The organism is Sphingopyxis bauzanensis (genome assembly GCF_002205675.1).
Lineage (GTDB): Bacteria > Pseudomonadota > Alphaproteobacteria > Sphingomonadales > Sphingomonadaceae > Sphingopyxis > Sphingopyxis bauzanensis.
Map to the genome: position 1 here is coordinate 82,855 of NZ_NISK01000001.1, position 25,263 is coordinate 108,117.

Below are 25,263 nucleotides of genomic sequence, written 5' to 3' on the forward strand. Positions count from 1 at the left end.
GGATATTATGCGACAATATCTGGCAGCGGCGCTTTTGTGCGCCGCGGCGGCGGGGTGCAATGCGCCCGCATCCACCCAAACCACCGACACGCTGCCAAAGGATATGAATGTGCTGTTCTGGACCCAGGATCAACGCGACGCCGCTTTTCGGACGATGGAAACGGTCCCCAAGGTTGTCGTCAACACCGTCGAGGCGGGTGGACCGGTCTATCCGCTGCCAGAGGGCGAGCCGCTCGACCTGGGCGCCGACGTCGACGCCTATATGGCAAAACAGCGCAACGCGGGGCTGATCATCGTGCAGGACGGCAAGGTCCGGCTGGAGAAATATGCGCTTGGTTATGGCGCCGCAGGTCGCTGGACCAGCTTTTCGGTCGCGAAAAGCTTCACCTCGACCCTCGTCGGCGCCGCGGTGAAGGACGGCTATATCAAGAGCCTCGACGACAAGGTTACCGTCTATATCCCGGGGCTTAAGGGTTCGGCCTATGACGACGTGTCGGTGCGGCAGTTGCTGACGATGACGTCGGGCGTCAAATGGAACGAGGATTATACCGATCCCAAGTCCGATGTTGCGCAGTTCAATATGCAAAGACCCATTGCGGGCGAGGACATAACGGTCAGCTATATGAAGACCTTGCCGCGCGAAGCGCCGGCGGGGTCGAAGTGGGTGTACAAGACCGGCGAAACCAATCTGATCGGCGTGCTGGTGTCGAGCGCGACGGGCAAGACGCTGTCGCAATATCTGTCCGAGAAGGTCTGGAAGCCATTCGGAATGGAACAGGATGCGGTGTGGATGCTCGGCGCCACGGGGCATGAGATCAGCGGTTGCTGCATGTCGGCGAGCCTCAAGGACTATGCACGGTTCGGCCAGTTCATGCTGAACGGCGGCGTCGCCGGCGGGCAGACGGTCGTCCCCGACGACTGGATGGCCGCGGCGACCACCAAACAGGCGGGGATCGATATTCCGGGCCGCGGCTATGGCTATCAATGGTGGACCAACGATGACGGCAGCTTTGCGGCGCAGGGCATTTTTGGCCAGGGCATCTTCATCGATCCCAAGCGCAAGCTGGTGATCGCATCGAACGGCAACTGGCCGACCGCGACCGATCCCGAGGGTGTCGGCGCGGCGCGCGAGGTCTTTTACAAGAGCGTGCAGGCCGCGGTGGATAAGGAAGCGGCGAAATAGGGCCTGTCGCCCCGCGAAAGCGTGGGCCGGGCGGCCTGATCGGCCATTGCTGTCTAAACCACGAGCCGCCCCGCCTTCGCGGGGGCAACGGTCTATTGGTCGGCGACGATGGCTGTTGCGCGTTGGGCCAACCACACGGCGGCGAGCGGAACCGCGACGCCCAGCGCCATGATCCACCATGTGTCGGCGAGGGTGACGGCGCGATAGAGCGCGGCGCCGATCACCGACCCGGCCACGATCCAGCCAGCACCGGTTCCTGCCGATATCCGCATCGCGAGCCACCCGCCGGCGAAGCTGCCGATGAACCAGCCGACGATCAGCGCGATCGTCGAGCCGATCGGGATCAATATCTCGCCGGTCTCAAGGTCATATTCGGACGGCGAAATTTCGCTGCCGGCATATTGCGCCAGCCAGATCAGCCCGAAGGCTACGACGATGCCGATCACCGTCGCGATCGCTGATCGCAGAATATCCTTGGTCATAGCTGCGCCCTTGCAAACCCGTCTTGTCGGGCTGCCTTAGTGCCGGAAAACAAAGATGGCGTTAAGCCTTTTCCATGACCTTGGGCAAAGCGTGGAACGCGGTGCTGTCGAAGCCGCCGACCATCAGCCCCGCTACAAATTCGCCGACCGCGGCAGGGTCCTTGATGCTCTTGGCGTCTTCGCCGGGATAGGCGCGGGCGCGCATCTGGGTCCGGGTGCCGCCCGGGTCGAGGATCGCGGTGCGGACCGTCGAGATGTTGCGCATCTCGGCGCCGTAGCTGGTCACCAGCGTTTCGAGCGCCGCTTTCGATGCGGCATAGGCGCCCCAATAGGCGCGCGGTTCGCGCGCGACGCCGCTCGACAGGGCGAGCAGGCGGCCGTTCGCGGCGCGGCGCAGCAACGGGTCGAAATTGGCGATCAGCGCCTGCTGGGCGATCAGGTTCAGCGTCAGCAGCTTGTTGAATTCCTTGCCGTCGATCGCGGCCACCGGGGTCAGCGTGCCGAGCATCGCGGCGTTGAGGACCAGCATGTCGAGATGTTGCCAACGTTCGGCCATCGCGCTCGCCAGCCGCGCGATGCTGTCGCCGTCGGTCAGGTCGAGCGGCGCGATCGTCGCGGCGCCGCCCGCCTCGTGGATCCGGTCCTCGAGCGCTTCGAGCCCGCCTGCGGTGCGCGCGGTGATCACGACATGCGCGCCGCGCGCCGCGAGCGCTTCGGCAATCGCTTCGCCGATGCCACGGCTCGCCCCGGTGACGAGCGCAACCTGGCCCGCCAATTCTTCAGTCTTGATAGTCATGGTGTCAGACAACCCGTTCGGCAAGCAGCGAAAATTGATCTTCCAGCCCATGCTCATCGAAATCGGTGAGCGTGGTCGGATAGTCGCCAGTAAAACAGGCATCGCAATATTGCGGCGCGTCGTCGGTCCGCTTGACCTCGCCCAGCGCCCGATAGAGGCCATCGATGGTGACGAAGGACAGGCTGTCGGCGTTGATGAAGTTCGCCATCTGGCCAACGGTCATCTGGGCGGCGAGCAGCTTGGCGCGTTCGGGCGTGTCGACGCCGTAAAAGCAGCTGTGCTGGGTCGGCGGGCTGGCGATCCGCATATGGACTTCGGCGGCGCCGGCATCGCGCATCATCTGGACGATTTTCAGGCTGGTCGTGCCGCGCACGATCGAATCGTCGATTAGCACGATGCGCTTGCCCGCGATCAGCGCCCGGTTGGCGTTGTGCTTCAGCTTGACGCCCAAATGGCGAACCTTGTCGCCCGGCTGGATGAAGGTGCGGCCGACATAGTGCGAGCGGATGATCCCGAGTTCGAACGGGATACCCGATTCCTGCGCATAACCGATCGCGGCAGGGGTGCCCGAATCGGGCACCGGGATGATCAGGTCGGCGTCGACCGGGTTTTCGCGCGCCAGTTCGGCACCGATCGCTTTGCGCACCGAATAAACGCTGGTGCCATCGACGATCGAGTCGGGGCGCGAGAAATAGACATATTCGAAAATGCACGGCCGCGCCGACTGCGAGGCGAAGGGCCGGTGCGAGGTCAACTGGCCATCGCGGACGATCACCAGTTCGCCGGGTTCGACCGAGCGAACAAAGTCGGCGCCGACGACGTCGAGCGCGACGGTTTCCGATGCCAGAATATGCGCGTCGCCGAGTTTTCCGATGACGAGCGGGCGGATGCCGAGCGGATCGCGGCACCCGATCATGCCCTCGGCGGTCAGGCAGATCAGCGAATAGGCGCCCTCGACCTGTTTCAGCGCGTCGATGAACCGGTCGATCAGCGAGCGATAGCTCGACGTCGCAACGAGATGGATGATCACCTCGGTGTCGCTGGTCGACTGAAAGATCGAGCCGCGGCGCACGAGCACCTTCTTCAGCGCGGTCGCGTTGGAAATATTGCCGTTATGCGCCACGGCGAAACCGCCCGTCGACAGATCGGCGAACAGTGGCTGGACGTTGCGCAGCGCGGTTTCGCCGGTCGTCGAATAGCGGACATGGCCGATCGATGACCCGCCCTGCAACTGGCGCATGATCTCGTCGCGGTCGAAATTGCCGGCGACATGGCCCATGGCGCGGTGGGTGTGGAATTCCTTGCCGTCGAAGGCGGTGATGCCTGCGGCTTCCTGGCCGCGGTGCTGCAGCGCGTGCAGGCCCAGCGCAACGACCGCAGCGGCGCTGTCGGCGCCATGAATACCAAAGACGCCGCACTCCTCGCGGAGCTTGTCGTCGTCGAAAGGGTGTGTGGTGAGCATGATGGTCCAGCAACGAGGGCAGTGACTGGCGCGCATATAGGGAGGGCAATCGCAAATGTCGCCCCCCATATTCACGATATTGTCATCGGCCGCGCCAACGACGGGGTGACAGGGGCGGGGCGCCTGCTCTAAAGCGCGGATCATGGACCAGCAGCGCGATACCGCCGACCGATTTCTTCCGCGTTTTGACGCCGCCGGTTTGGTGACCGCGATCGTCACCGACGCCGAGACCGGCGTGCTGCTGATGGTCGCGCATATGAATGCCGAGGCGATCGAGCGGACGCAGGCGACGGGACAGGCGCATTTCTGGTCGCGATCGCGCTCGGCGTTGTGGCGCAAGGGCGAGACGTCGGGCAACGGTCTGACGCTCGTGGAAATGCGCGTCGATTGCGATCAGGATGCGCTGCTGCTGCGTGTGACGCCCGCCGGCCCCGCTTGCCACACCGGGCGCCGTTCCTGCTTCTATCGCCGGGTCGAGGCCGACGGGGCGCTGACGTTTCTGGACGATGATGCGCAAAGTTAAGTTCGCGTTGGTGTTGGGCATCTTGCTCATCGGCGGCTGTGACCGGCATGCGCCGGATCGGCGCGGACAGGGGACCGACGCCGACAACCCGCTGGAAATCTCCGCGCGCGAACGCGGTGTTGTGAGCTCCGAGGCCGCGACTCCGGTCGGCGTGTTCGAACGCTCGCACGATCTCGGCCGCGACGCGATGTGTGTTGTTCCCGCTGGCGCGGGGCAGTGGCGCTTTGCCGTGACTGCTGCGTTCGGCACGACCTTGTCCTGTTCCGCCAGCGGAACGATGGTGCGTGAAGGTGACGGCTGGCGGATGCGCTTCGCCAGGGCGGAAGGCTGCGAGGCGCTGGTGCGCGAAGTGGAGGACGAGTTGCGCCTGCCCGGGAGCTTGCCGCCACAATGCGCCAAAATCTGCCCCGCCCGCGCCTCGCTGTCGGGCTTGCGGCTGCCGCGCGCCAGCTGGTCGGCCGACGATGCGCGGGGCTTGCAGATCCGCGATCCACAGGGCAATATGCAGCAACCTTGCGGGGTTTGACCGGCGCCAAAACAGGCCGATTTGCCGGTCTTGACGTTCACGTCAACGGAAACTAGTTTCATCGGCATGACCGAACCATATGGCCACGCCCATATCGACACGCCCGATCACTTGGGCCGCGAACAATTCAGCATCACCGACTTGTCGACCGAGTTCGGAGTCACCGCGCGTGCGCTGCGTTTCTATGAAGATGAGGGGCTGATCAGCCCGTCGCGCAAGGGATTGTCGCGCATCTATTCGAAACGCGACCGGGCGCGCTTGGCGTGGATCCTGCGCGCCAAGCGCACAGGGTTCAGCCTGGCCGACATTCGCGAGATGATCGACCTTTACGACGTCGGCGACGGCCGCAAGCTGCAACGTCAGGTGACGATCGAAAAATGCGAACAGCGCATCGGCTTGTTGCAGCGGCAGCGCGACGATATCGACAGCGCTGTCGAAGAATTGTCGCGGTTCATCGATATGGTGAAAAAAGTCGACGCCGGCCAGAAGGTCGGTTGAGCCTCTCCCCAGGCAAGTTTGACATCGCGAACCTGCTTTTCAGAAGGATTTCTCATGCCCGTCTATCGCGCCCCCGTGCAAGACAGCCTCTTTCTCCTCAACGACGTGCTCGGGGTCGAGCGCTACGCCAACCTGCCCGGTTTCGCCAATGCGACCCCCGACATGATCGAGGCGGTGCTGACTGAAGCCGGAAAATTTTGTGAGGAAGTGCTGTTCCCGATCAACCAGTCGGGCGATCTGGAGGGCTGCACCCGCCACGACGATGGATCGGTGACGACGCCGAAGGGCTTCAAGGAAGCCTACGACGCCTATTGTGAGGCTGGATGGACATTGCTGACCCAGCCGGAAGAATTTGGCGGGCAAGGGCTGCCGCATGTCGTCGGTTTCCCGGTCGAGGAATATCGCATGGCCGCGAACCAGGCCTTTGCCATGTACCCTGGGCTGACGCAGGCCGCGGTCGCGGCGATCCTGGTCAAGGGGTCGGAGGAACAGAAGGCGCTGTACGCACCCAAAATGATCTCCGGCGAGTGGGGCGGGACGATGAACCTGACCGAGCCGCATTGCGGCACCGACCTCGGCCTGATCCGCACCCGCGCGGTCCCGAACGGCGATGGCAGCTATGACGTCAGCGGCACCAAGATTTTCATTTCGTCGGGCGAGCATGACCTGACCGCCAACATCATTCATCTGGTGCTCGCCAAAACTCCCGACGCCCCCGACAGCGTCAAGGGCATCTCGCTGTTCATCGTGCCGAAGTTCCTTGTGGGTGAAGACGGCTCGCTGGGTGAGCATAATGCGCTGCAATGCGGGTCGATCGAGCACAAGATGGGCATCCACGCCAATTCGACCTGCGTCATGAACTATGACGGCGCCAAGGGCTGGATGGTCGGCGAGGAAAACAAGGGCCTCGCCGCGATGTTCGTGATGATGAATGCCGCGCGGCTTGGCGTCGGCATCCAGGGGCTGGGTCAGGCCGACATCGCGTTCCAGAATGCCGTCCGCTATGCGCAGGACCGCCGCCAGGGGCGCGCGCTCACCGGGCCGCAAGACCCGCAGGAAAAGGCCGACCCACTGTTCGTCCATCCCGACGTGCGCCGCATGTTGATGGACGCCAAGGCCACCGTTGAAGGACTGCGCGCCTTGTGCCTGTGGGGCGCCTTGCAGGTCGATCTGGCGCATGTTGCCGAGACCGAGGAAGAGCGACAGCAAGCGGACGACCTTGTCAGCCTGCTCACCCCGGTGATCAAGGGCTATGGCACCGATAAGGGCTATGACGTCGCGACCAACGCGCAGCAAGTGTTCGGCGGCCACGGCTACATCGAGGAATGGGGCATGAGCCAATATGTCCGCGATGCCCGCATCACGATGATCTATGAAGGCGCCAACGGCGTCCAGGCGATGGATTTGGTCGGACGCAAGCTGGCGCAGAATGGCGGCCGCGCGATCCAGGCCTTTTTTGCAATCATCGACACCGAATGCGCGCGCGCCAAGGACAATGAAGCACTCGCCGATTTCTCCGGGCGGCTGGAAAAAGCCAATGGCGAACTGAAGGCTGCGACGATGTGGTTCATGCAGAATGGCATGGCGAACCCCAACAACATCGGCGCCGGCGCGCATCACTATATGCACATCATGGGGATCGTCGCGCTGGGATCGATGTGGCTGATGATGGCCGAAGCGGCGCAGAAGGCGCTCGCCGAAGGGCGCGGCAACAAGGCGTTCCTCGAAGCCAAGCTGGTCACCGCGCGCCACTTTGGCGAACGGTTCCTGCCCGACGCCGGGTCGCTGCGCCGGAAGATCGAAGCGGGCAGCGAAGCGATGATGGCGCTGACCCCGGAACAATTTTACGCCGCCTGATCGCGCCCCATGGAACGATTGCCGACGCCATGCGTGGCGTCGGCGATGAGCGACCCCGAACGCCCGCAGACCTTGGCCCCCATCGTCGTCGAAGGGCGCAATTGCTGGCGCATCGAACGCGCCAACAAGGCGCGCATGATCGTCGATGCCGCCGATTACTACGCGCTGCTCAAACGTCTGATGGCGGGTGCCAAGGAACGAATCCTGCTGATCGGGTGGGACTTCGATCCGCGTATTCCGCTGATCCCCGATGAGCAGGGGAATGGCGAGTCGCTCGGCTATTATCTGCTCCGCCTCGCCAAGGATCAGCCGAAGCGCGACATCGATATTTTGCGCTGGAACTTCGGCGGGCTGAAACATCTGTTTGTGCCGTCGATCGTCGCGATGATCCTGCGCTGGAAAATGACCAGATCGATCAGTTTCCGGCTCGATAGCGCGCATCCGGTCGGGTGCAGTCACCATCAGAAGGTCGCGGTGTTCGACGATCATCTGGCGGTCTGCGGCGGCATCGATGTCAGCTCGACGCGGTGGGATACCCGCGACCACATCGACGATGATCCCCGGCGCACCGGTCCCGACGGCAACCGCTATATGCCCTGGCACGATTCGACGATGATCCTGTCGGGGCCGATCGGAACCGCGCTCGCGGAACTCGGCAATGAACGCTGGCAGCGCGCGACTAACAAGCCGCTGCGCGACCTGAGCGGCACCGGAGAAAACTGGCCCGACGATCTTCAAGCCGATTTCAACGACGTCGACGTGGCGATCTCGCGGACCAGCGCCGAATATGACGGCCGCGAAGAGGTGCGCGAGAATGAGCAACTCTATCTCGACATGATCGCCGCCGCGCGGCGCTTCATCTATTTCGAGAATCAGTATTTCACCAGCGGCGCGATTGCCGCGGCGATTGCCGCACGGCTCGATGAAGACGATCCGCCCGAATTTGTGATGGTAATGCCCAAGACCGCCGACGGGTGGCTCGAACAGATGGCGATGGACGCCGCGCGGGTGCAACTCGTCCGCTCGATTGCGAAGGCGCGCCACGGCGACCGGCTGAAAATCTATGTTCCGCATACCAAGGGCGGCGATCCGATCTATGTTCACGCCAAGACCGCGATCGTCGACGACCGGCTGCTCCGGATCGGGTCGTCGAACCTGAACAACCGTTCGATGGGGCTCGACAGCGAATGCGATGTCACGATCGATACCGCGCTGGCCGCGAACAAGGGCGTCGAGCCGGTGATAGCGCGGCTGCGCGAGTCGCTGATGGCCGAGCATCTGGGCGTGGCGGAGAAAGACATCGCAGCGACGTTCGAGCATAGTGGATCCTTGATCGAAACGATCGAATCCATGCGCGGTGACGGGCGGTCGCTCGAACTGCTCGACCTGGTCGCGCCCGGACCGCTCGACGAATTCATTGCCGACAATGAAGTGCTCGACCCGACCAGCCCTGATGCGATGTTCGAAAGCTTTACCGAGCGCGGGCTCAAGAAGAGCTGGCACCGCGGACGCCACTGGATGAAGCGGCATCGGCCTTTTCGGCGCAACAAAGGCTGACGTATGCCTAGTCTGCGAGCGACAGAATATGCTTCGCCTGTTTGAGGTGCGGGGCGTCGACCATTTTGCCATCGACCTGCAGCACTCCGACGCCCGGATTGGCGGCAAAGGCATCGACGATCGCCTGCGCGCGCGACACCTCCTCGGCGCTCGGGGTGAAGGCGGCGTTGATCGCCTCCACCTGCGCCGGATGGATCGCCATCATGCCGGTGAAGCCATCGCGGCGGGCGCGGGCGGCGTAAGCGGCGAGTCCCGCCTCGTCCTTGATCGCCGGGAACACCGTATCGATCGCGGCGACGCCCGCGGCGTGGGCAGCAAACAGCGTCAGTGCGCGCGCGACGTCATAGGGGGCGGTGTAGCTGCCATCAGCTTCGCGACTGGTTGTCGCGCCGATCGCGGCGGGCAGGTCCTCGGCGCCCCACGTCAGTCCGAGCAGGCGTTCCTTCGCTTCGCGATAACTTCCGAGGGTGAAAATGGCCGCGGCGGTCTCGGTCGCGATCGGGAGGATCGGCGGCAGCGAAGCATCGCGCGGCGATTCGCTGCGCATGATCGTATCGATCTGCGCGATGCTCGGCGCTCCTTCGGCCTTGGGCAACATGATCGCATCGGGCCGGGCGGCGATGATCGCGGCGACATCGGCGGCGGTCAGATGGCCGTCGAGCGGATTGACCCGCACCAGCGTGAAGACTTCGCGCGGCCCCGCCAGATAGTCGGCGATCGCATGCCGCGCGGCGTCCTTGTTCGCGAGCGACACCGAATCCTCGAGATCGAGGATGATCGCGTCGGCGCCCGATGCCGCCGCCTTGGCAAAGCGTTCGGGACGGTCGCCGGGGACGAAAAGGAGGGAACGCAGTCTCATGGGCTTACCTATGCGTTACGTGTCGAGCGAAGTCGAGACATGTGCGGAGCAAAGGGTTCTCGACTTCGCTCGAACCGCACGGCGATCTATGGTTTTCGTTGAACCAGCGTAGAACGCTCGCACTGGCAGACAAGTTCATCGCGCTGGTTGATGCAGCGGTGGAGGAAGGTCACGATCCCGGCGTTGGGCCGCGATTTCGATTGCTTCAGCCCGATCACTTCGCTCTCCGCGCGCAGCGTGTCGCCGATAAACACCGGCTTGGGCATCACCAGCTTGTCGTAGCCGAGATTGGCGACGAGCGTGCCGAGCGTCGTGTCGCCGACCGACAGCCCCACCATCAGGCTGAAGGTGAAGGTGCCGTTGACGAGGATCTGGCCGAACTCGGACGCTTTCGCCGCCTCGACGTCGAGGTGCAGCGGCTGCGGATTGTGCGTCATCACCGTAAACAGCAGATTGTCGGTCTCGGTCACGGTGCGGCGAATGTCGTGGGTCAGCGTGTCGCCGATCGCCCATTCGTCGAAATATTTGCCGGCCATTATGCTTCGTCCTTTTCGATCCGCACGAGCAACGCCTCGACCTGAACTTGCGCGCCCGGCGTCGTATTAAGCTCGGCCACCACTCCGTCGAACGGCGCGGTCAGGCTATGCTCCATCTTCATCGCTTCAAGGGTGATCAGTTTCTGGCCTTTGCTCACCGTGTCACCCGCAGCGACCTCTACCGCAATGACTTTGCCCGGCATGGGGGAAAGGATGGCGCCGTCGCCAGCTGCCCCGCCCGGGCCGCCCTCGGCGCGCCAAGGGGTAAGTTGCCAGACGGAACCGCCCTCGGCGACGAGCATCGCAGGCGCCGGCTCCTCGGTGCCGGGCCCGTGTAGTTCGACCTCGACACGCTTTCCATCGAGCAGAAACGCCGCCGAGCGCACATCGGGTGCGTTGAGACGGAAACCCGCCTGCAGCGAGCGCGGGACGATCGCCATCGCGGCGTTGGTGAGGGCTCCAATCGTCGGAGCGGGTTCGTCGGTCATCGCATCGCCATCGCGACCGATCAGTCCGGTATCGACGCTGCCTGCGACGAAATCGGGATGCGCGAGCGCGTTGATCAGGAAGGCCGAATTGGTCTTGACCGGCCAGATCGCGCTGTCCTCGAGCATCTCCGAGAGTATGGCGCGCGCTTCCTCGCGATCCTCACCATAAGCGATGACCTTGGCGATCATCGGATCATAGAAGGGTGAGACTTCGGTGCCCTCATAGACGCCGGTATCGACGCGCCCGAGGTGATCGGGAAGCTGGAACAGTTCGAGCGTGCCGATCGAAGGCAGGAAGCCCTTGGTGGGGTCTTCCGCATAAAGCCGCGCTTCCATCGCCCAGCCGTTGATCGACAGCTCTTCCTGCTGCAGCGGGATCGGCTCACCGCTCGCTACCCGCAACTGCCATTCGACCAGATCAACCCCGGTGATCTCCTCGGTCACCGGATGCTCGACCTGCAGCCGCGTGTTCATTTCCATGAACCAGATGCGGTCGGCGCGCAGGTCTTCGCTGGCGTCGGCGATGAATTCGATCGTCCCCGCGCCGACATAGTCGACCGCCTGCGCAGCGCGCACCGCGGCGGCGCAGAGCGCCTCGCGGGTGACCTCGTCCATGCCGGGGGCGGGGGCTTCCTCGATCACCTTCTGGTGGCGTCGTTGCAGTGAGCAGTCGCGTTCGAACAGGTGGACGACATTGCCGTGGGTGTCGCCGAACACCTGCACCTCGATATGGCGCGGGGTCAGGATATATTTCTCGATCAGCACATGATCGTTGCCGAACGACGCCGCCGCCTCGCGTTGGCACGAGGCGAGCGCGTCAATGAAGTCGGCGGGGCTATCTACCTTGCGCATTCCCTTGCCGCCGCCGCCGGCTACGGCCTTGATCAGCACCGGATAACCGATTTCGGCGGCGCGTTCGGCAAGGAAGGCGGGGGCTTGGGTCTCACCCATATAGCCGGGGGTCACCGGCACTCCGGCTTCGGCCATCAGCTTTTTGGCGCCATCTTTCAGCCCCATCGCGGTGATCGACGAGGGGTTGGGACCGACCCAGATCAATCCGGCATCGATCACGGCCTGTGCGAACGCGGCGTTCTCGGACAGGAAACCATAACCCGGATGGATCGCATCGGCGCCGGTGGCTTTGGCAGCGGCGATGATCTTTTCGCCGACCAGATAGGATTCGCGCGCCGGTGACGGCCCGATATGCACCGCCTCGTCGGCTTGTCGCACATGCAGCGCCTTGGCATCGGCGTCCGAATAGACAGCAATGGTGCGAATGCCCATCTCGCGCGCGGTGCGGATGATGCGGCAGGCGATTTCGCCGCGATTGGCGATGAGGAGGGATTGGATCATCGTTATCACATCCTGAACACGCCGAACCCGCGGTCCTCGACCGGGGCGTTCAGCGTCGCGGCAAAGGCCAGCCCCAGCACATCCCGCGTCTGCGCCGGGTCGATGATGCCATCGTCCCACAATCGCGCGGTCGCGTGATAGGGATTGCCCTCATCCTCATATTTCTGGCGGATCGGTGCCTTGAAGGCCTCGGCTTCCTCCGGCGTCCATTTGTCGGCGTCGCGGTGGACGGTCGCGAGCACGCTCGCCGCCTGTTCGCCGCCCATCACGCTGATCCGCGCATTGGGCCAGGTGAACAGGAAACGTGGGCTATAGGCGCGGCCGCACATGCCGTAATTGCCCGCGCCGAAACTGCCACCGATCAGCACGGTGACCTTGGGCACCGTCGCGGTGGCGACTGCGGTCACCAACTTCGCGCCATGTTTGGCGATGCCCTCGGCCTCATATTTGCCGCCGACCATGAAGCCGCTGATGTTCTGCAAGAAGAGCAGGGGGATGCGGCGTTGCTGCGCCAGCTCGATGAAATGCGCGCCCTTTACCGCGCTCTCGCTGAACAGAACGCCATTGTTGGCGAGGATCGCGACGGGGATGCCCCAGATGTGCGCGAAGCCGCACACCAACGTGCTGCCATAATTGGCCTTGAACTCATGAAACTCGCTGGCGTCGACGATGCGCGCGATGGCTTCGTGGACGTCATAGGGCGCACGGACGTCGTCGGGGACAACGCCGTAGAGCTGCTCGGGATCATATTTGGGCGGGCGCGGGTCTTTCAGCGCGACGTCGAACCCGGTGTCAGCACCTAGGTGGCTGATGATGTCGCGCACGATCGTCAGCGCATGCTCGTCATTCTCGGCCAGATGATCGACGACCCCCGACTTGCGCGCGTGCAGGTCGCCACCGCCCAGATCCTCGGCGCTGATTTCTTCGCCCGTCGCCGCTTTGACCAGCGGCGGGCCGGCGAGAAAGATCGTGCCCTGATTGCGGACGATGATCGTCTCATCGCTCATCGCGGGGACATAGGCGCCGCCTGCGGTGCAGCTACCCATCACGCAAGCAATCTGCGGAATGCGCCGCGCCGACATATTGGCCTGGTTGAAAAAGATACGCCCGAAATGGTCGCGGTCGGGAAACACCTGGTCCTGATGCGGCAGGTTGGCGCCGCCGCTGTCGACCAAGTAAATGCAGGGCAGGCGGTTCTCGAGCGCAATCTCCTGCGCGCGCAGATGCTTTTTCACCGTCAGCGGATAGTAGGTGCCGCCTTTGACCGTCGCGTCGTTGCACACGATCATGCACTGGCGCCCCGACACGCGGCCGATGCCGCAGATCAGCCCCGCGCCCGGGACTTCGCCATCGTAGAGGTCGTTCGCGGCGAGCTGGCCAATCTCAAGGAACGGCGAGCCCGGATCCAGCAGCCGTTCGACCCGCTCGCGCGGCAACAGTTTGCCGCGGCTGGTGTGCCGCTCGCGCGACTTCTCATTGCCGCCGAGCGCCGCCTCGGCGACGCGCGCCCACAGCTCGTCTTTCAGCGCGCGGTTGTGCGCGGCGCGGGTGCGAAACTCGTCGCTGTCGGGATCGACAGTGGTGCCAAGGACCGGTGCGCTCACTGTTCAGTCTCTCCCTGCGTTTTGTCCGGATTGCCCGGGTTATCTTTCAGGATCAGGTAACGATAGACGCCAATGGCATTGATGATCAGCAGCGCGACATTCTGCCAACCGATGCCTTCGCTGTCGGGTTGCAAAAAGCCCCATGCGATCAGCGCGATGCTGCTGGTGACAAAGATGACAAAGGCCCAGCCGGTGCGGCGGCGGCCGAGGTTGAGCGAGACGATCAACGCCGCGAGCGTAGCGGCGCCCGCGCCATAATATTGCAGGGCGGTGAGGAGCGTGTCGTTCACGCCGCCGCGCCCAAGATCGCGAAGACGCCCGACGCGGTCAGGATCGGCCAGCCGATGTGACGTCCGCGCGTATAAAGTCCATCGGCCAGACCGACCGCAGTCCATGCCGCACCGATCAGCAGGATCAACGCGCGCGGGGTGCCGGGCCAGACGACCGAGGCCGCCGACACCAGCATCAGCACCGACATCGCGTGCCAGGCAAAGCGAAACACCTTGCGCGCTAGTTCGACCGCCATGATCCCTTGATCGAGCGCGAGGAGCGGCTGGATCAATCGCTTTTCACCCAAGGCGCCATGCACCAGGGCCGTCGTCACCATAAAGGCCGTCGACAGCCAGAGCCAGGTCACGCGCCAGCACCGATCAGTTCGCGGCCGATCAGCATCCGGCGAATCTCGTTGGTCCCCGCGCCGATGTCGAGCAGCTTGGCATCGCGCCAGTAGCGCTCCACCGGCCAGTCCTTGGTGTAACCCGCGCCGCCGAGCGCCTGGATCGCTTCGCCCGCAACCTTCACCGCGCTTTCGCTCGCGAGCAAAATGCAGCCTGCGGCGTCGAAGCGCGTCGTCTGTCCCGCGTCGCACGCCTTGGCGACATTATAGACATAGGAGCGCGCTGACTGGAGCGCGACATACATGTCGGCGACTTTCGCCTGCATCAGCTGGAACGACCCGATCGGCTTGCCGAACTGCTTGCGGTCGCGGACATAGGGAATGACGGTATCGAGGCAAGCCTGCATGATCCCGAGCTGGAGCCCGGCGAGCACGACGCGCTCATAATCGAGCCCCGACATCAGCACCCCGACGCCGCCATTTTCCGGCCCCATGACCTGCTCTTCGGAGACCTCGCAATCATTGAAGACGAGCTCCGCGGTAGGCGAGCCGCGCATCCCGACCTTGTCGATTTTCTGTCCGATGCTGAACCCCGGCATATCCTTTTCGATCAGGAAAGCGGTAATGCCGCGCGATCCGGCCTCGGGGCTGGTCTTGGCATAGACGACCAGCGTGTCCGCGCAGGTCGCATTGGTGATCCAGAATTTGGTGCCGTTGAGGACATAGCCGCCCTGAACGCGGTCGGCCTTCAGCTTCATCGACACGATGTCGCTGCCCGCGCCCGCTTCGGACATGGCGAGGCTGCCGACATGCTCGCCGCTGATCAGCTTGGGGAGATATTTGGCTTTCTGGTCGGCATTGCCCCAGCGGCGGATCTGGTTGACGCACAGGTTCGAATGGGCGCCGTAGGACAGGCCGATCGCGCCGCTGGCGCGGCTCACTTCTTCGACCGCGATGACGTGCTCGAGATAGCCAAGGCCAAGCCCGCCTAATTCCTCTTCGACGGTGATGCCGTGCAGGCCCAGATCGCCCATCTGCGTCCATAGTTCGTCGCGCGGGAACCAGTCTTCGGCGTCGGCCTTGGCGGCCAGCGGCGAAATCTGTTCGTCGGCGAAACGGGCAGTGGTGTCGCGGATCATGTCGGCGGTTTCGCCGAGCGCGAAATCGAAGTCGGGGGTTGCGCGCATGGATGAGCCTATCGATCGAGGGCAGGACAGGGCGCGATACTGCCTCAAAAGTTGATCATATGGAAATTGAAACGATAGGAGATTTGGCATAAGCAAAATCTATGATAAAGCGCGCCCATGTCCGTCAGTTTCTCGCCGTCGTCGATGCGGGCAGTTTTACCCAAGCGGCGGCGCGGATCCGGGTGACCCAGCCGGCGTTGTCGAGCGGGATTGCCGAGCTGGAAAAACTGGTCGGCACACCGCTGTTCATCCGCAACCGCCGCCAGATACGGCTCACCGAAGCGGGCGGGCGTTTCCTGCCAATCGCGCGCGATCTGGAACGCGGTTTTCGCGCTGCCGACGATTTCGGCCGCGAGGACGACCGGCAAGCGACCGAACTCAAGCTCGGCCTGATCCGCTCGGTTTCAGGGGAGTTTTTGCAGGCCATCGTTATGGCGCTGCGGCCCAGCTTCGCCATCGAACTGATCGAGAACAGCGAATCCGAACTCCGCGCGGCGCTGGGTAGCGGGCGCATCAACCTGGCGCTGGTCCCGCTGCGCTCGGGCGAGCGCGGCGATCAGGTTATACCGCTGTACGAAGAGCCGTTGGCGATGTTCGTCGCCACTGGCCATCCGCTCGCGGGGCGGATCGAGGTTGACCCCGAGGAGCTCGCCGCGGAGACGATGATCGCGCGTCGCTCGTGCGAATTTCTGGATGCCACCAGTCGCTTCTTCACGCGGCACGGCGTGCGCCCGCGCTTTGCTCTGCGAAGCGAGAGCGATGAACGGTGCCTGCGCATGGTCGCTGCCGGAATCGGTATCACCACCGCGCCAGTGTCGCTGGCGATCGAGGGGATCGTTCCGCTCAAGGTCGCGGGCTACGATTTCCGGCGCGAGCTGGGCTTAATCGTCGATCCGGCGTGGGCGGCATTGCCCGATGTCGATCCGCGGCTGGCCCATGCCCGCGACACGGTGACCGCCATCGCCGCCGAATGGCGCCGGACACGGGTCGATGCCGCGGCATGACCCCGCGCCTTACAAGTCTGGCTTGCATGGCCAAAAGGCCATACAGCTTGATCGCCGCACACCGCGGCGGCAAGGGCGGGGCATGACCGATACGCTGACCCATCTCGACCGGCTCGAGGCCGAGAGCATCCATATCATGCGCGAAGTGATGGCCGACGCGGTCAAGCCGGTGATGCTGTATAGCGTCGGCAAGGACAGCGCGGTGATGCTGCATCTGGCGCGCAAGGCCTTCTATCCCTCGCCGCCGCCGTTCCCGTTGCTCCACGTCGACACCATGTGGAAGTTTCGGGCGATGTACGAGCTGCGCGACCGGATGGCCGCCGAGAGCGGCATGGAACTGATTGTCTATCAGAACCCTGAGGCGAAGGAACGCGGGATCAACCCGTTTGACCATGGCCCTTTGCACACCGACATGTGGAAGACCGAAGGGCTGAAGCAGGCGCTCGACCTCCATGGGTTCGACGTCGCATTTGGCGGCGCGCGGCGTGACGAGGAAAAGAGCCGGGCGAAGGAACGTATCTTTTCGTTCCGTAGCGGCACCCACGGCTGGGATCCGAAGAAGCAGCGCCCCGAACTGTGGAACCTCTACAACGCCCGCAAAGCGAAGGGCGAGAGCATCCGCGTGTTCCCGATCTCGAACTGGACCGAGCTCGACATCTGGCAATATATCGCGCGCGAAATTATCCCGATCGTGCCGCTCTATTTCGCCGCGCCGCGGCCGACGGTGGAGCGTGACGGTTTGCTGCTGATGGTCGATGACGATCGTTTCCCGCTGCTGCCCGGCGAGACGCCGGCCCTGCGCTCGGTACGTTTCCGCACCCTTGGCTGCTACCCGCTGACCGGCGCGGTCGAGAGCGAGGCCAAGACGCTGTCTGAAGTTATTCAGGAAATGCTGCTGACGACGACCAGCGAACGGCAAGGGCGGATCATCGACAAGGATGGCGGCGACGCTTCGATGGAGAAGAAGAAGCAGGAGGGGTATTTCTGATGCCAAATACCCCAGACACTCCTGTTTACGTCACCGACGCGCTCATCGCCGAGGATATCGACGCCTACCTCGCGCAGCACCAGCAGAAATCGCTGCTGCGTTTCATCACCTGCGGATCGGTCGACGACGGCAAGTCGACGCTGATCGGACGGCTGCTCTATGACAGCAAGATGATCTTCGAGGATCAGCTCGCGGCGCTTGAGGCCGACAGCAAGCGCGTCGGCACGCAGGGGCAGGAGATCGACTTTGCGTTGCTTGTCGACGGCCTTGCCGCCGAGCGCGAGCAGGGGATCACGATCGATGTCGCTTATCGCTTTTTCACGACCGAGAAGCGCAAGTTCATCGTCGCCGATACGCCGGGGCATGAGCAATATACCCGCAACATGGTCACCGGCGCCTCGACCGCCGACCTCGCGGTCATCCTGATCGACGCGCGCAAGGGCGTGCTGACGCAGACGCGCCGACACAGCTTTCTCGCGCACCTCATTGGCATCAAACATATCGTGCTCGCGGTGAACAAGATGGACCTTGTCGGTTATGACAAGACCGTGTTCGAGCGCATTTTGCTGAGCTATCGCGCCTTTGCGAGCGAGATCGGCATTACCAACTTCACCGCGATCCCGATCTCGGGGTTCAAGGGCGACAATATTACCGCGCTGTCGGACAATATGCCCTGGTTCAAGGGGCCGGCGTTGATCGAGCATCTGGAGGGTGTCGAGATCGCGGCCGCCGCCGATGAGGCGAAACCGTTCCGCCTGCCGGTACAGTGGGTCAATCGCCCCAATCTCGATTTCCGCGGCTTCTCGGGTCAGATCGCGAGCGGGACCGTTAAGCCGGGGGACGCGATTCGTGTCCTGCCCAGCGGCAAAACCACCTCGATAGCCCGCATTGTCACGCTCGATGGCGACCTCGATGCGGCCGTTGCGGGGCAGTCAGTGACACTGACACTTGCCGACGAAGTCGATTGCTCGCGCGGCGATGTCATCGCCGCAGCCGACGCGCCTCCCGAGGCCGCCGACCAGTTCGAGGCGACACTGGTGTGGATGGCCGATGAGGCGATGATCGCGGGGCGTGCCTATTGGCTCAAGCTCGCGACGCAGACGGTGTCGGCGACGATCCAGCAGCCGAAGTATGAGATCAACGTCAATACGCTCGACCATCTGGCGGCGAAGACGCTCGAACTGAACGGTATCGGGGTCGTCGAGCTATCGACCGACAAGCCGATCGTGTTTGAGGCCTATGCCGACAATCGCACGCTTGGCGGCTTTATCCTGATCGACAAGCTGACCAATGCGACCGTCGCGGCGGGGATGCTGCACTTCAGCTTGCGCCGCGCGCAGAATGTCCATTGGCAGGCGAGCGACGTTGATCGCGACATGCGCGCGAACCTCAAGAACCAGCGCCCCGCACTGCTGTGGTTCACCGGTCTGTCGGGGTCGGGCAAGTCGACGATCGCCAATCTGGTCGAAAAGCAGCTGCACCGGATGAACCGGCACAGCTTTCTGCTCGACGGCGACAATGTCCGCCACGGACTGAACCGCGACCTGGGCTTCACCGAGGCTGACCGGATTGAGAATATCCGCCGCGTCGGCGAGGTGGCCAAGCTGATGACCGACGCCGGGCTGATCGTGATCACCGCCTTCATCTCGCCGTTCCGGGTCGAGCGCGACATGGTGCGGTCAATGTTGCCCGACAGCGAGTTTATCGAGATATTTATCGACACCCCGCTGGCCGAAGCCGAGCGCCGCGACGTGAAAGGCCTGTATAAAAAGGCGCGTGCCGGACAGCTCAAGAATTTCACTGGCATCGATAGCCCGTATGAGGCGCCCGAAACCCCTGAGATCCGGATTGATACGACCGTGATGACGCCCGAGGAAGCGGCTGACCTAATCATCGATCGGCTGCTTGGCTGACATGACCGAAAACGACGAACAACTGGCCGAACGGCTCGCCACCGCGGCAGGCGCGATCCTGTTGGCGCTGCGGGCGGAGGGGCTGGAGGGCAAGGCGCTGGGGCAGGCCGGCGACGAAGCCGCCAACGCGATGCTGTGCCGCGAATTGCGCGCGGCGCGTCCCGATGATGCGATCCTGTCCGAAGAGGAAAAGGATAGCGCGGCGCGGCTGGCATACAACCGGGTATGGATCGTCGATCCGCTCGACGGCACGCGCGAATATGGCGAGGGGCGCAATGACTGGGCAGTGCATGTTGCGCTGGCGGTCGACGGCGTTGCGACTGTCGGCGCGGTCGCGCTGCCGGGGCTCGGGATCACGCTGACGTCGGGGGCGCCGGTGCCGCTGTGTCCCGCGAACCAGCCGCTGAAAATGCTGGTTAGCCGCACCCGTCCGGCCGCCGAAGCGGTGTCTGTGGCCGAGCGGATCGGTGCCGAGCTGCTCGCGATGGGATCGGCGGGTGCAAAGGCGATGGCGGTGGTGCGCGGCGAGGCCGACATCTATCTGCACACCGGCGGCCAATATGAATGGGACAATTGCGCGCCAGTCGCGGTGGCGCAGGCGGCGGGTCTGCATGTGAGCCGCGTCGACGGATCGGCGATCCGATATAATGCGGCGGATTCCTATATGCCGGACTTGCTGATCTGCCGGATGGAATTGGCGCAGGAAGTGCTGCGGCTGGCGGCCGAGTATTCGCCCAAATAGCCAGCGACCCCCGTCTTCGCGGGGCGACGATTGTCCTTTTCGTTGATCGCTGACCCATCCGCGGTTGCCAGTCGCTTCGTCACCCCCTAATCCGTTGCATCAAGAAACCGAAAAGCGACGGGAGACGCGCAATGACCGACATGCCTGACACCAACCTGACGATGCTGACCCTGGTTAAGCCCGAGGGCGAGTTGGAGGTGTCGCTCGAGCGGCGTCCGATGCCAACGCCCAAGTCGCATGAGGTGTTGGTCAAAATTCTCGCCACCCCGATCAATCCGTCGGACCTGGGCCTGCTGTTCGGCGGCGCCGACATGTCGACCGCACGCGCCTCGACCCGCGATGACCTGCCGGTGATCACCGCCGATATTCCGCCCGCGGGGATGCGCGCGATGGGCGGGCGGATCGGTGAAGCACTGGCAATCGGCAACGAAGGCTGCGGCACAGTCGTCGCGGCGGGGGATTCACCCGAAGCGCAGGCGCTGCTCGGCAAGACCGTCGCGCTGATCGGCGGCGAAATTTATGCCGAATATCGCTGTCTGCCCGCGCAGATGTGCATGCTACTGCCCGACGGCACCGACCCGAAGGACGGCGCTTCCTGCTTCGTCAATCCACTGACCAGCCTGGCCTTCACCGAAACGATGAAGAATGAAGGGCATAGCGCGATCGTCCATACCGCCGCAGCGTCGAACCTGGGCCAGATGCTCGTCAAGATTTGCGCCAAAGATGGCATCCCGCTGGTCAACATCGTGCGCAGCGACGCGCAGGTCGAAATCCTGAAAGGCATCGGCGCAACCCATATCGTCAACAGCAGCGCCGACGATTTCATCGACCAGCTGGTTGCCGCGATCGTCGCGACGGGCGCGACGATCGGTTTCGACGCGATCGGTGGCGGCAAGCTGTCGGGTCAGATCCTGTCGGCGATGGAAGTCGCCGCGGTGAAGCGAATGACGACGTACAGCCGCTATGGGTCGGACACGTTCAAGCAGGTCTATATCTATGGCGCACTCGACCTGGGTCCGACGATCCTAAACCGCGCGTTCGGCCTGACTTGGTCGCTGTCGGGCTTCCTGCTGACGCCCTTCCTGCAGAAGGCTGGCATGGAAACCAATATGCGGCTGCGTAAGCGCGTGGTCGACGAGCTGACGACGACGTTCAAGAGCCATTACAGCCATGAGATCTCGTTGACCGAGGCGCTCTCGCTCGATGTCGCGCACGCCTACAACGCCAAGCGCACAGGCGAGAAATATCTGATCCGACCGTAGGATCGGGCATAGCGGTAGCTTTCGACTTGATCCTCCTTGTGGTGCAGCCATGGGGATGTGGCAGCGCAAAGCGCTGATGGCGGGGCAACAGCGCGACGCCGCTGCCCCTCCCACACCTCGCTAAGCGAGTGGTCCCCTTCTCCATCGCTACGCGACAGGGAGCATTTTTTGGTATCGCTATCCTGGCCGAACCCAGTCGTCGCCCCCGTGAGGGCTGGGGCCGCTGTCGGTTTACACGCTGCCGTAGGAATGGGTCGTTTGCGGCCCCCGCCTTCGCGGGGGCGCCGTTGGCGAAAGGTCAACGCCACTTCAAACCGGTCGTTGGCACCTAACGCTTCATGCACTGCCGTACATCGTCGCGTTTATACTCGCTGCAGTTCCACAGCGCCTTTTCGAACCCCGCCTTGTCGTCGCGCAGGTACGAAAAGGTCATCGCGGCGCGCTGGGTGTCGCTCATTGCGTCGCTGTCGGGTTTCAATACCGGGTTCGTCCAGCCCATGAACTTGCAATAGGACTTGTCGCCGCACAGCCGCAGCGCGGTCGTCACGAAGCTTTCGGGTGCGGCGCGGCGGTCAAGCTGGGTGTAGATGGTGTCGCGGCCTGTCGCTTCCCCCGCGCCGACAACGACGCGCGCTTCGCCGACTGTGGCATCGGCGTCGACGCCGGTCGCCAGTTCACTCGGCAGGCCCAGCGCCATGGCGTGGAGGGGCGAGATGGCGGCGAGTTTCGCGACCGGCCCGTCGCCGCCCGACACAGCGCCGCGGAACGCGCCGGGAGTGCCCCAATAGCCGGGCCAGCGGAAGAACAGATGGGTGTCGACGATCGCGATCTTTTCGAGGCTGTCGCTCCAATAAGGGCGGACCCAATCGGTGTGGTAATGCGTCGCGAGCCCGACAGGCGGATAGGTGCTGCCCGACAGCATCAAATCGGCGTTGTTGCGGGCGCGCTGCCATGCCGCGTCCAAATAGCGGCGGTTCAAGGCACCGTCGCAGGTGAAGGTGAACTGGCAGCCAGTGACGCGTTCGGACCCCTGAAATACCACGCCGCAGATTGATTTGGGGAAGGCCGGGTGGCGGGCGCGGTTGATGATGACCTGGCCGACAGCCTGCTGGCCCTTGGCGTCGTCGCCCGCTTCGTAAAGCATTGCGGCAGCAAGGCAATCGCGCGCGCGCGCCTTGGCGTCGCCGCTGCCGACATAGATGAAGGGCCGCGCGGCGGTGAAGCCCTTGGTGATCAGCGCGATGCGCGCGTTGGCGGCGCGGGCGTCGTCCTGTGCGACCGGGGCAAATTCCATCGGCAGCACTTCGGGGACGACGTCGGCAGGCGGCGCAATCGGGTGCGGGCGTGCGGCCAGCGCGCGTTCAGCGCTGCTATCGCTGGCGTAGAGCACGAGCCCGATGCTGGCCGCAGCCAGCAGCACGAACAGCCAGCCGGTCCAGTCGCGCCCCGGAGGCAACGCCGCTTGATCGCCGTCAGGGCGCATGCGCTGGCCTCAGATCTCCGGGAGAAAATCGGGGACCGACAGATAGCGTTCGCCGGTGTCATAGTTGAACCCGAGCACGCGGCTGCCTGGGGGCAGCTCGGCAAGCTTTTGCGCGATCGCGGCAAGGGTGGCGCCCGACGAGATGCCGACCAGCATGCCTTCCTCGGTTGCAGCGCGGCGCGCGTAAGTCTTGGCATCGGCGGCATCGACCTTGATCACCCCGTCGAGCAGGTCGGTGTGGAGATTGCGCGGGATGAAGCCGGCGCCGATTCCCTGGATCGGGTGCGGCGCGGGCTGGCCGCCCGAGATCACCGGCGACGCCAGCGGCTCGACCGCGAACACCTTGAGGTTCGGCCAATGCTGTTTGAGGAACTGCGCCGTTCCGGTGATGTGACCGCCGGTGCCGACCCCGGTGATCAGGGCGTCGATCGGGGTGTCCTTGAAATCGGCGAGAATTTCGGGGCCGGTGGTGCGGACATGGACGTCGATGTTGGCTTCATTTTCGAACTGCTGCGGCATCCACGCGCCGGGGGTGGTTTCAACCAGCTCGATCGCGCGCTCGATCGCGCCCTTCATGCCTTTTTCGCGCGGGGTGAGGTCGAAGGTCGCGCCGTAAGCGAGCATCAGGCGGCGGCGCTCGACCGACATGCTTTCGGGCATGACGAGCACGAGCTTGTACCCCTTGACCGCGGCGGCCATCGCCAAGCCGATGCCGGTGTTCCCCGACGTCGGCTCGACGATGGTACCGCCGGGCTGGAGGCTGCCGTCGCGCTCGGCCGCCTCGATCATCGCGAGGCCGATACGATCCTTGATCGATCCGCCGGGATTGCAGCGTTCCGACTTCACCCAGACTTCGGCGTCCGGGAACAGTTTGCCCATGCGGATGTGCGGGGTGTTGCCGATGGTATCGAGGATGGAATTGGCTTTCATGTCGATCCTGCCTTAAATTGCGGTGCAAAGGTGCGCGCGCGGCGCAGTTCGGGGAACAGCCAAGCCCATAGCGCCGTCACGACGATGGCGCCAGCACCTCCGATCACGACCGCCCCCACCGGCCCCATAAACGCGGCCATCGTGCCGGCGCGCATTTCGCCAAGCTCGTTCGACGCCGAAATCGCCAGCCCCGACACCGCGCTGACGCGCCCGCGCATATGATCGGGGGTGTTGAGCTGGATCAGCGTGCCACGCACGAACACCGAGAACATATCGGCGGCGCCCATCAGGACGAGCAGACCGAGCGAGAGGAAGAAATTCGTCGAGAAGCCGAACGCCACGGTACCGGCGCCGAAGACCGCGACCGCCCACAGCATCTTGACCCCGACATTGCGTTCGATCGGGCGGAAGGCGAGGCCGAGGGCGACGACTGCGGCGCCGAGGGCTGGGGCGGCGCGCAGGAAGCCGAGTCCTTCCGAACCGGTCTGCAAAATATCGCGCGCGAACACGGGCAGCAGCGCCGTCGCGCCCGACAGGATCACCGCAAACAGGTCGAGGGTGATCGTTCCAAGCAGAAAGCGTTCGCGCCAGGTGAATTGCAGGCCATCGGCCATTTCGCGGAGGGGGTGGCGGCGTACCTCGGTCGGCGGTGGCAGCACTGGACGGACGCGGCTGATCGTGAAGGCTGAGACCGCGAGCAGAATGGCCGCGAAGACATAGACCGACGCGGGATGCGCTGCATAGATCAGGCCCCCCGCGGCGGGACCGACCACCGACGCCGACTGCCACGCGATGCTGCTCATTGCGATCGCGCGGGGCAGAACGGCGGGCGGAACGATATTGGGTGCGATCGCGCTCATTGCCGGACCGACAAAAACGCGCGCGACGCCGTGCAGCGCGGCGAGGGCGAACAGCAGGGGCAAGGTCAGGCCGTCGATCCAGGTGAACCAGCCGAGCAGCACCGCGATGACAAGGTCGATCATATTGGCAAAGATGGCGACCTTGCGGCGTTCGAAGCGATCGGCGACCCAGCCCGCCACCGGGGTCAGGATCGCGAGAGGGACGAACTGGACCAGGCCGAGCAGGCCGAGCTGGAACGACGCCTCGCGGATCGACATGCCATAGTCGGTGCGTGCGGTGTCGTAGAGCTGATATCCGATGACCACGACCATCGCCATCGTCGCCATCACCGCGGTGAAGCGTGCGAACCAGAAATAGCGGTAATCGGGAAAGCTGAGCGGTGAGGGGGCTTTTGGCGTCGCGTCCGGCATGACCGGTTCTACGCCTTCGGGGGGAGGGATCGTCGCCATCGCGCTACGCCCTAAACCGCTTTTTGCCGCTGTCCAGTGGCGTTGCTGGCGTCGTTCGTCGATTAAAGGATGCCATCGGTCGGCACGGGTGCCAGAAGCGGGAC

The 25,263-nt window shown here is 64.0% G+C and carries 24 protein-coding genes; 11 read left to right on the plus strand and 13 right to left on the minus strand.

Features of this window, described 5'->3' with window-relative positions; all coding sequences use genetic code 11:
- Nucleotides 1–7 precede the first annotated feature (7 nt).
- Nucleotides 8–1,183 carry a serine hydrolase domain-containing protein gene (locus CDQ92_RS00395; protein WP_088439087.1) on the plus strand — a complete coding sequence of 392 codons (1,176 nt, stop codon included), beginning with the start codon at nucleotides 8–10 and terminating at the stop codon, nucleotides 1,181–1,183.
- A 92-nt stretch (nucleotides 1,184–1,275) separates the two neighbouring features.
- Here the strand turns inward: CDQ92_RS00395 and CDQ92_RS00400 are convergent, their stop codons facing one another.
- The 3 genes from CDQ92_RS00400 to purF form a co-directional block, all read right to left on the minus strand.
- Nucleotides 1,276–1,665, minus strand: a complete 390-nt coding sequence (locus CDQ92_RS00400) for a hypothetical protein (protein ID WP_088439089.1) — start codon at nucleotides 1,663–1,665, stop codon at nucleotides 1,276–1,278.
- 61 nt (nucleotides 1,666–1,726) lie between these two features.
- Complete coding sequence (locus CDQ92_RS00405; protein ID WP_088439091.1) at nucleotides 1,727–2,461, minus strand: SDR family NAD(P)-dependent oxidoreductase; 735 nt, start codon at nucleotides 2,459–2,461, stop codon at nucleotides 1,727–1,729.
- Between the two features lie 4 nt (nucleotides 2,462–2,465).
- Nucleotides 2,466–3,923 (minus strand): amidophosphoribosyltransferase, encoded by a 1,458-nt coding sequence (gene purF / locus CDQ92_RS00410; RefSeq protein WP_088440481.1) that lies wholly within the window; start codon nucleotides 3,921–3,923, stop codon nucleotides 2,466–2,468.
- A 142-nt stretch (nucleotides 3,924–4,065) separates the two neighbouring features.
- Between purF and hisI the strand changes: the two genes are divergently transcribed.
- The 5 genes from hisI (at nucleotide 4,066) to CDQ92_RS00435 (ending at nucleotide 8,884) form a co-directional block, all read left to right on the plus strand.
- Entirely contained in the window at nucleotides 4,066–4,446 is a 381-nt protein-coding gene (hisI, locus tag CDQ92_RS00415) for a phosphoribosyl-AMP cyclohydrolase (RefSeq protein WP_088439093.1), read from the plus strand.
- Nucleotides 4,447–4,456: 10 nt separating this feature from the next.
- Nucleotides 4,457–4,972, plus strand: a complete 516-nt coding sequence (locus tag CDQ92_RS00420; protein ID WP_229667636.1) for a hypothetical protein — start codon at nucleotides 4,457–4,459, stop codon at nucleotides 4,970–4,972.
- A gap of 66 nt (nucleotides 4,973–5,038) precedes the next feature.
- Entirely contained in the window at nucleotides 5,039–5,470 is a 432-nt protein-coding gene (locus tag CDQ92_RS00425) for a MerR family transcriptional regulator (RefSeq protein WP_088439096.1), read from the plus strand.
- Between the two features lie 54 nt (nucleotides 5,471–5,524).
- Nucleotides 5,525–7,327, plus strand: a complete 1,803-nt coding sequence (locus tag CDQ92_RS00430; RefSeq protein WP_088439098.1) for an acyl-CoA dehydrogenase C-terminal domain-containing protein — start codon at nucleotides 5,525–5,527, stop codon at nucleotides 7,325–7,327.
- A gap of 45 nt (nucleotides 7,328–7,372) precedes the next feature.
- Complete coding sequence (locus CDQ92_RS00435; RefSeq protein ID WP_088440482.1) at nucleotides 7,373–8,884, plus strand: phospholipase D-like domain-containing protein; 1,512 nt, start codon at nucleotides 7,373–7,375, stop codon at nucleotides 8,882–8,884.
- A gap of 7 nt (nucleotides 8,885–8,891) precedes the next feature.
- Here CDQ92_RS00435 and CDQ92_RS00440 read toward each other — a convergent pair whose 3' ends face one another.
- From CDQ92_RS00440 to CDQ92_RS00470, 7 genes are all read right to left on the minus strand, one after another.
- A complete protein-coding gene (locus CDQ92_RS00440; RefSeq protein ID WP_088439100.1) occupies nucleotides 8,892–9,743 on the minus strand; it encodes an HpcH/HpaI aldolase/citrate lyase family protein in 852 nt (283 codons plus the stop codon).
- Nucleotides 9,744–9,829: 86 nt separating this feature from the next.
- Nucleotides 9,830–10,279: a MaoC family dehydratase gene (locus CDQ92_RS00445; RefSeq protein WP_088439102.1), complete on the minus strand. Its 450-nt coding sequence runs from the start codon at nucleotides 10,277–10,279 to the stop codon at nucleotides 9,830–9,832.
- Complete coding sequence (locus tag CDQ92_RS00450; protein ID WP_088439104.1) at nucleotides 10,279–12,120, minus strand: acetyl/propionyl/methylcrotonyl-CoA carboxylase subunit alpha; 1,842 nt, start codon at nucleotides 12,118–12,120, stop codon at nucleotides 10,279–10,281. The genes CDQ92_RS00445 and CDQ92_RS00450 overlap by 1 nt, the downstream gene beginning before the upstream one ends.
- 5 nt (nucleotides 12,121–12,125) lie before the next feature.
- A complete protein-coding gene (locus tag CDQ92_RS00455) occupies nucleotides 12,126–13,724 on the minus strand; it encodes a carboxyl transferase domain-containing protein (RefSeq protein ID WP_088439106.1) in 1,599 nt (532 codons plus the stop codon).
- Nucleotides 13,721–14,014, minus strand: a complete 294-nt coding sequence (locus CDQ92_RS00460) for a hypothetical protein (protein WP_088439108.1) — start codon at nucleotides 14,012–14,014, stop codon at nucleotides 13,721–13,723. Before CDQ92_RS00460 ends, CDQ92_RS00455 begins: the two co-directional genes overlap by 4 nt.
- Complete coding sequence (locus CDQ92_RS00465; protein WP_229667634.1) at nucleotides 14,011–14,331, minus strand: hypothetical protein; 321 nt, start codon at nucleotides 14,329–14,331, stop codon at nucleotides 14,011–14,013. The genes CDQ92_RS00460 and CDQ92_RS00465 overlap by 4 nt, the downstream gene beginning before the upstream one ends.
- Before the next feature lie 26 nt (nucleotides 14,332–14,357).
- Complete coding sequence (locus tag CDQ92_RS00470; protein ID WP_088439111.1) at nucleotides 14,358–15,527, minus strand: acyl-CoA dehydrogenase family protein; 1,170 nt, start codon at nucleotides 15,525–15,527, stop codon at nucleotides 14,358–14,360.
- A 101-nt stretch (nucleotides 15,528–15,628) separates the two neighbouring features.
- Between CDQ92_RS00470 and CDQ92_RS00475 the strand changes: the two genes are divergently transcribed.
- From CDQ92_RS00475 to CDQ92_RS00495, 5 genes are all read left to right on the plus strand, one after another.
- Nucleotides 15,629–16,531 (plus strand): LysR family transcriptional regulator, encoded by a 903-nt coding sequence (locus tag CDQ92_RS00475; protein ID WP_088439113.1) that lies wholly within the window; start codon nucleotides 15,629–15,631, stop codon nucleotides 16,529–16,531.
- The gene (cysD, locus tag CDQ92_RS00480) at nucleotides 16,518–17,519 is read left to right on the plus strand and encodes a sulfate adenylyltransferase subunit CysD (protein WP_268239226.1); all 1,002 of its coding nucleotides are present in this window, start codon (nucleotides 16,518–16,520) and stop codon (nucleotides 17,517–17,519) included. Before CDQ92_RS00475 ends, cysD begins: the two co-directional genes overlap by 14 nt.
- The gene (gene cysN / locus CDQ92_RS00485; RefSeq protein ID WP_088439117.1) at nucleotides 17,519–19,432 is read left to right on the plus strand and encodes a sulfate adenylyltransferase subunit CysN; all 1,914 of its coding nucleotides are present in this window, start codon (nucleotides 17,519–17,521) and stop codon (nucleotides 19,430–19,432) included. The genes cysD and cysN overlap by 1 nt, the downstream gene beginning before the upstream one ends.
- 1 nt (nucleotide 19,433) lies before the next feature.
- Nucleotides 19,434–20,174: a 3'(2'),5'-bisphosphate nucleotidase CysQ gene (locus tag CDQ92_RS00490; RefSeq protein ID WP_088439119.1), complete on the plus strand. Its 741-nt coding sequence runs from the start codon at nucleotides 19,434–19,436 to the stop codon at nucleotides 20,172–20,174.
- A gap of 131 nt (nucleotides 20,175–20,305) precedes the next feature.
- A complete protein-coding gene (locus tag CDQ92_RS00495; RefSeq protein WP_088439121.1) occupies nucleotides 20,306–21,436 on the plus strand; it encodes a zinc-binding dehydrogenase in 1,131 nt (376 codons plus the stop codon).
- Between the two features lie 328 nt (nucleotides 21,437–21,764).
- Here CDQ92_RS00495 and CDQ92_RS00500 read toward each other — a convergent pair whose 3' ends face one another.
- The 3 genes from CDQ92_RS00500 to CDQ92_RS00510 are packed head-to-tail and all read right to left on the minus strand — an operon-like array spanning nucleotide 21,765 to nucleotide 25,159.
- A complete protein-coding gene (locus tag CDQ92_RS00500; protein ID WP_088439123.1) occupies nucleotides 21,765–22,919 on the minus strand; it encodes a cell wall hydrolase in 1,155 nt (384 codons plus the stop codon).
- Nucleotides 22,920–22,928: 9 nt separating this feature from the next.
- Nucleotides 22,929–23,849, minus strand: a complete 921-nt coding sequence (cysK, locus tag CDQ92_RS00505) for a cysteine synthase A (protein ID WP_088439125.1) — start codon at nucleotides 23,847–23,849, stop codon at nucleotides 22,929–22,931.
- Entirely contained in the window at nucleotides 23,846–25,159 is a 1,314-nt protein-coding gene (locus CDQ92_RS00510) for an MFS transporter (protein WP_088439127.1), read from the minus strand. Before CDQ92_RS00510 ends, cysK begins: the two co-directional genes overlap by 4 nt.
- Between the last annotated feature and the right edge of the window lie 104 nt (nucleotides 25,160–25,263).

What these genes read in the sequence shown, in the direction of transcription:
- cysN (WP_088439117.1), top strand. Translation starts at nt 17,519, where the DNA reads ATGCCAAATACCCCAGACACTCCTGTTTACGTCACCGACGCGCTCATC.
- CDQ92_RS00440 (WP_088439100.1), bottom strand. Translation starts at nt 9,743, where the DNA reads ATGAGACTGCGTTCCCTCCTTTTCGTCCCCGGCGACCGTCCCGAACGC.
- CDQ92_RS00445 (WP_088439102.1), bottom strand. Translation starts at nt 10,279, where the DNA reads ATGGCCGGCAAATATTTCGACGAATGGGCGATCGGCGACACGCTGACC.
- hisI (WP_088439093.1), top strand. Translation starts at nt 4,066, where the DNA reads ATGGACCAGCAGCGCGATACCGCCGACCGATTTCTTCCGCGTTTTGAC.
- CDQ92_RS00490 (WP_088439119.1), top strand. Translation starts at nt 19,434, where the DNA reads ATGACCGAAAACGACGAACAACTGGCCGAACGGCTCGCCACCGCGGCA.
- CDQ92_RS00435 (WP_088440482.1), top strand. Translation starts at nt 7,373, where the DNA reads ATGAGCGACCCCGAACGCCCGCAGACCTTGGCCCCCATCGTCGTCGAA.
- CDQ92_RS00475 (WP_088439113.1), top strand. Translation starts at nt 15,629, where the DNA reads ATGATAAAGCGCGCCCATGTCCGTCAGTTTCTCGCCGTCGTCGATGCG.
- CDQ92_RS00395 (WP_088439087.1), top strand. Translation starts at nt 8, where the DNA reads ATGCGACAATATCTGGCAGCGGCGCTTTTGTGCGCCGCGGCGGCGGGG.
- CDQ92_RS00500 (WP_088439123.1), bottom strand. Translation starts at nt 22,919, where the DNA reads ATGCGCCCTGACGGCGATCAAGCGGCGTTGCCTCCGGGGCGCGACTGG.
- CDQ92_RS00470 (WP_088439111.1), bottom strand. Translation starts at nt 15,527, where the DNA reads ATGCGCGCAACCCCCGACTTCGATTTCGCGCTCGGCGAAACCGCCGAC.
- CDQ92_RS00495 (WP_088439121.1), top strand. Translation starts at nt 20,306, where the DNA reads ATGACCGACATGCCTGACACCAACCTGACGATGCTGACCCTGGTTAAG.
- CDQ92_RS00400 (WP_088439089.1), bottom strand. Translation starts at nt 1,665, where the DNA reads ATGACCAAGGATATTCTGCGATCAGCGATCGCGACGGTGATCGGCATC.
- CDQ92_RS00450 (WP_088439104.1), bottom strand. Translation starts at nt 12,120, where the DNA reads ATGATCCAATCCCTCCTCATCGCCAATCGCGGCGAAATCGCCTGCCGC.
- CDQ92_RS00465 (WP_229667634.1), bottom strand. Translation starts at nt 14,331, where the DNA reads ATGGTGACGACGGCCCTGGTGCATGGCGCCTTGGGTGAAAAGCGATTG.
- cysD (WP_268239226.1), top strand. Translation starts at nt 16,518, where the DNA reads ATGCCGCGGCATGACCCCGCGCCTTACAAGTCTGGCTTGCATGGCCAA.
- CDQ92_RS00430 (WP_088439098.1), top strand. Translation starts at nt 5,525, where the DNA reads ATGCCCGTCTATCGCGCCCCCGTGCAAGACAGCCTCTTTCTCCTCAAC.
- CDQ92_RS00425 (WP_088439096.1), top strand. Translation starts at nt 5,039, where the DNA reads ATGACCGAACCATATGGCCACGCCCATATCGACACGCCCGATCACTTG.
- CDQ92_RS00510 (WP_088439127.1), bottom strand. Translation starts at nt 25,159, where the DNA reads ATGGCGACGATCCCTCCCCCCGAAGGCGTAGAACCGGTCATGCCGGAC.
- purF (WP_088440481.1), bottom strand. Translation starts at nt 3,923, where the DNA reads ATGCTCACCACACACCCTTTCGACGACGACAAGCTCCGCGAGGAGTGC.
- cysK (WP_088439125.1), bottom strand. Translation starts at nt 23,849, where the DNA reads ATGAAAGCCAATTCCATCCTCGATACCATCGGCAACACCCCGCACATC.
- CDQ92_RS00405 (WP_088439091.1), bottom strand. Translation starts at nt 2,461, where the DNA reads ATGACTATCAAGACTGAAGAATTGGCGGGCCAGGTTGCGCTCGTCACC.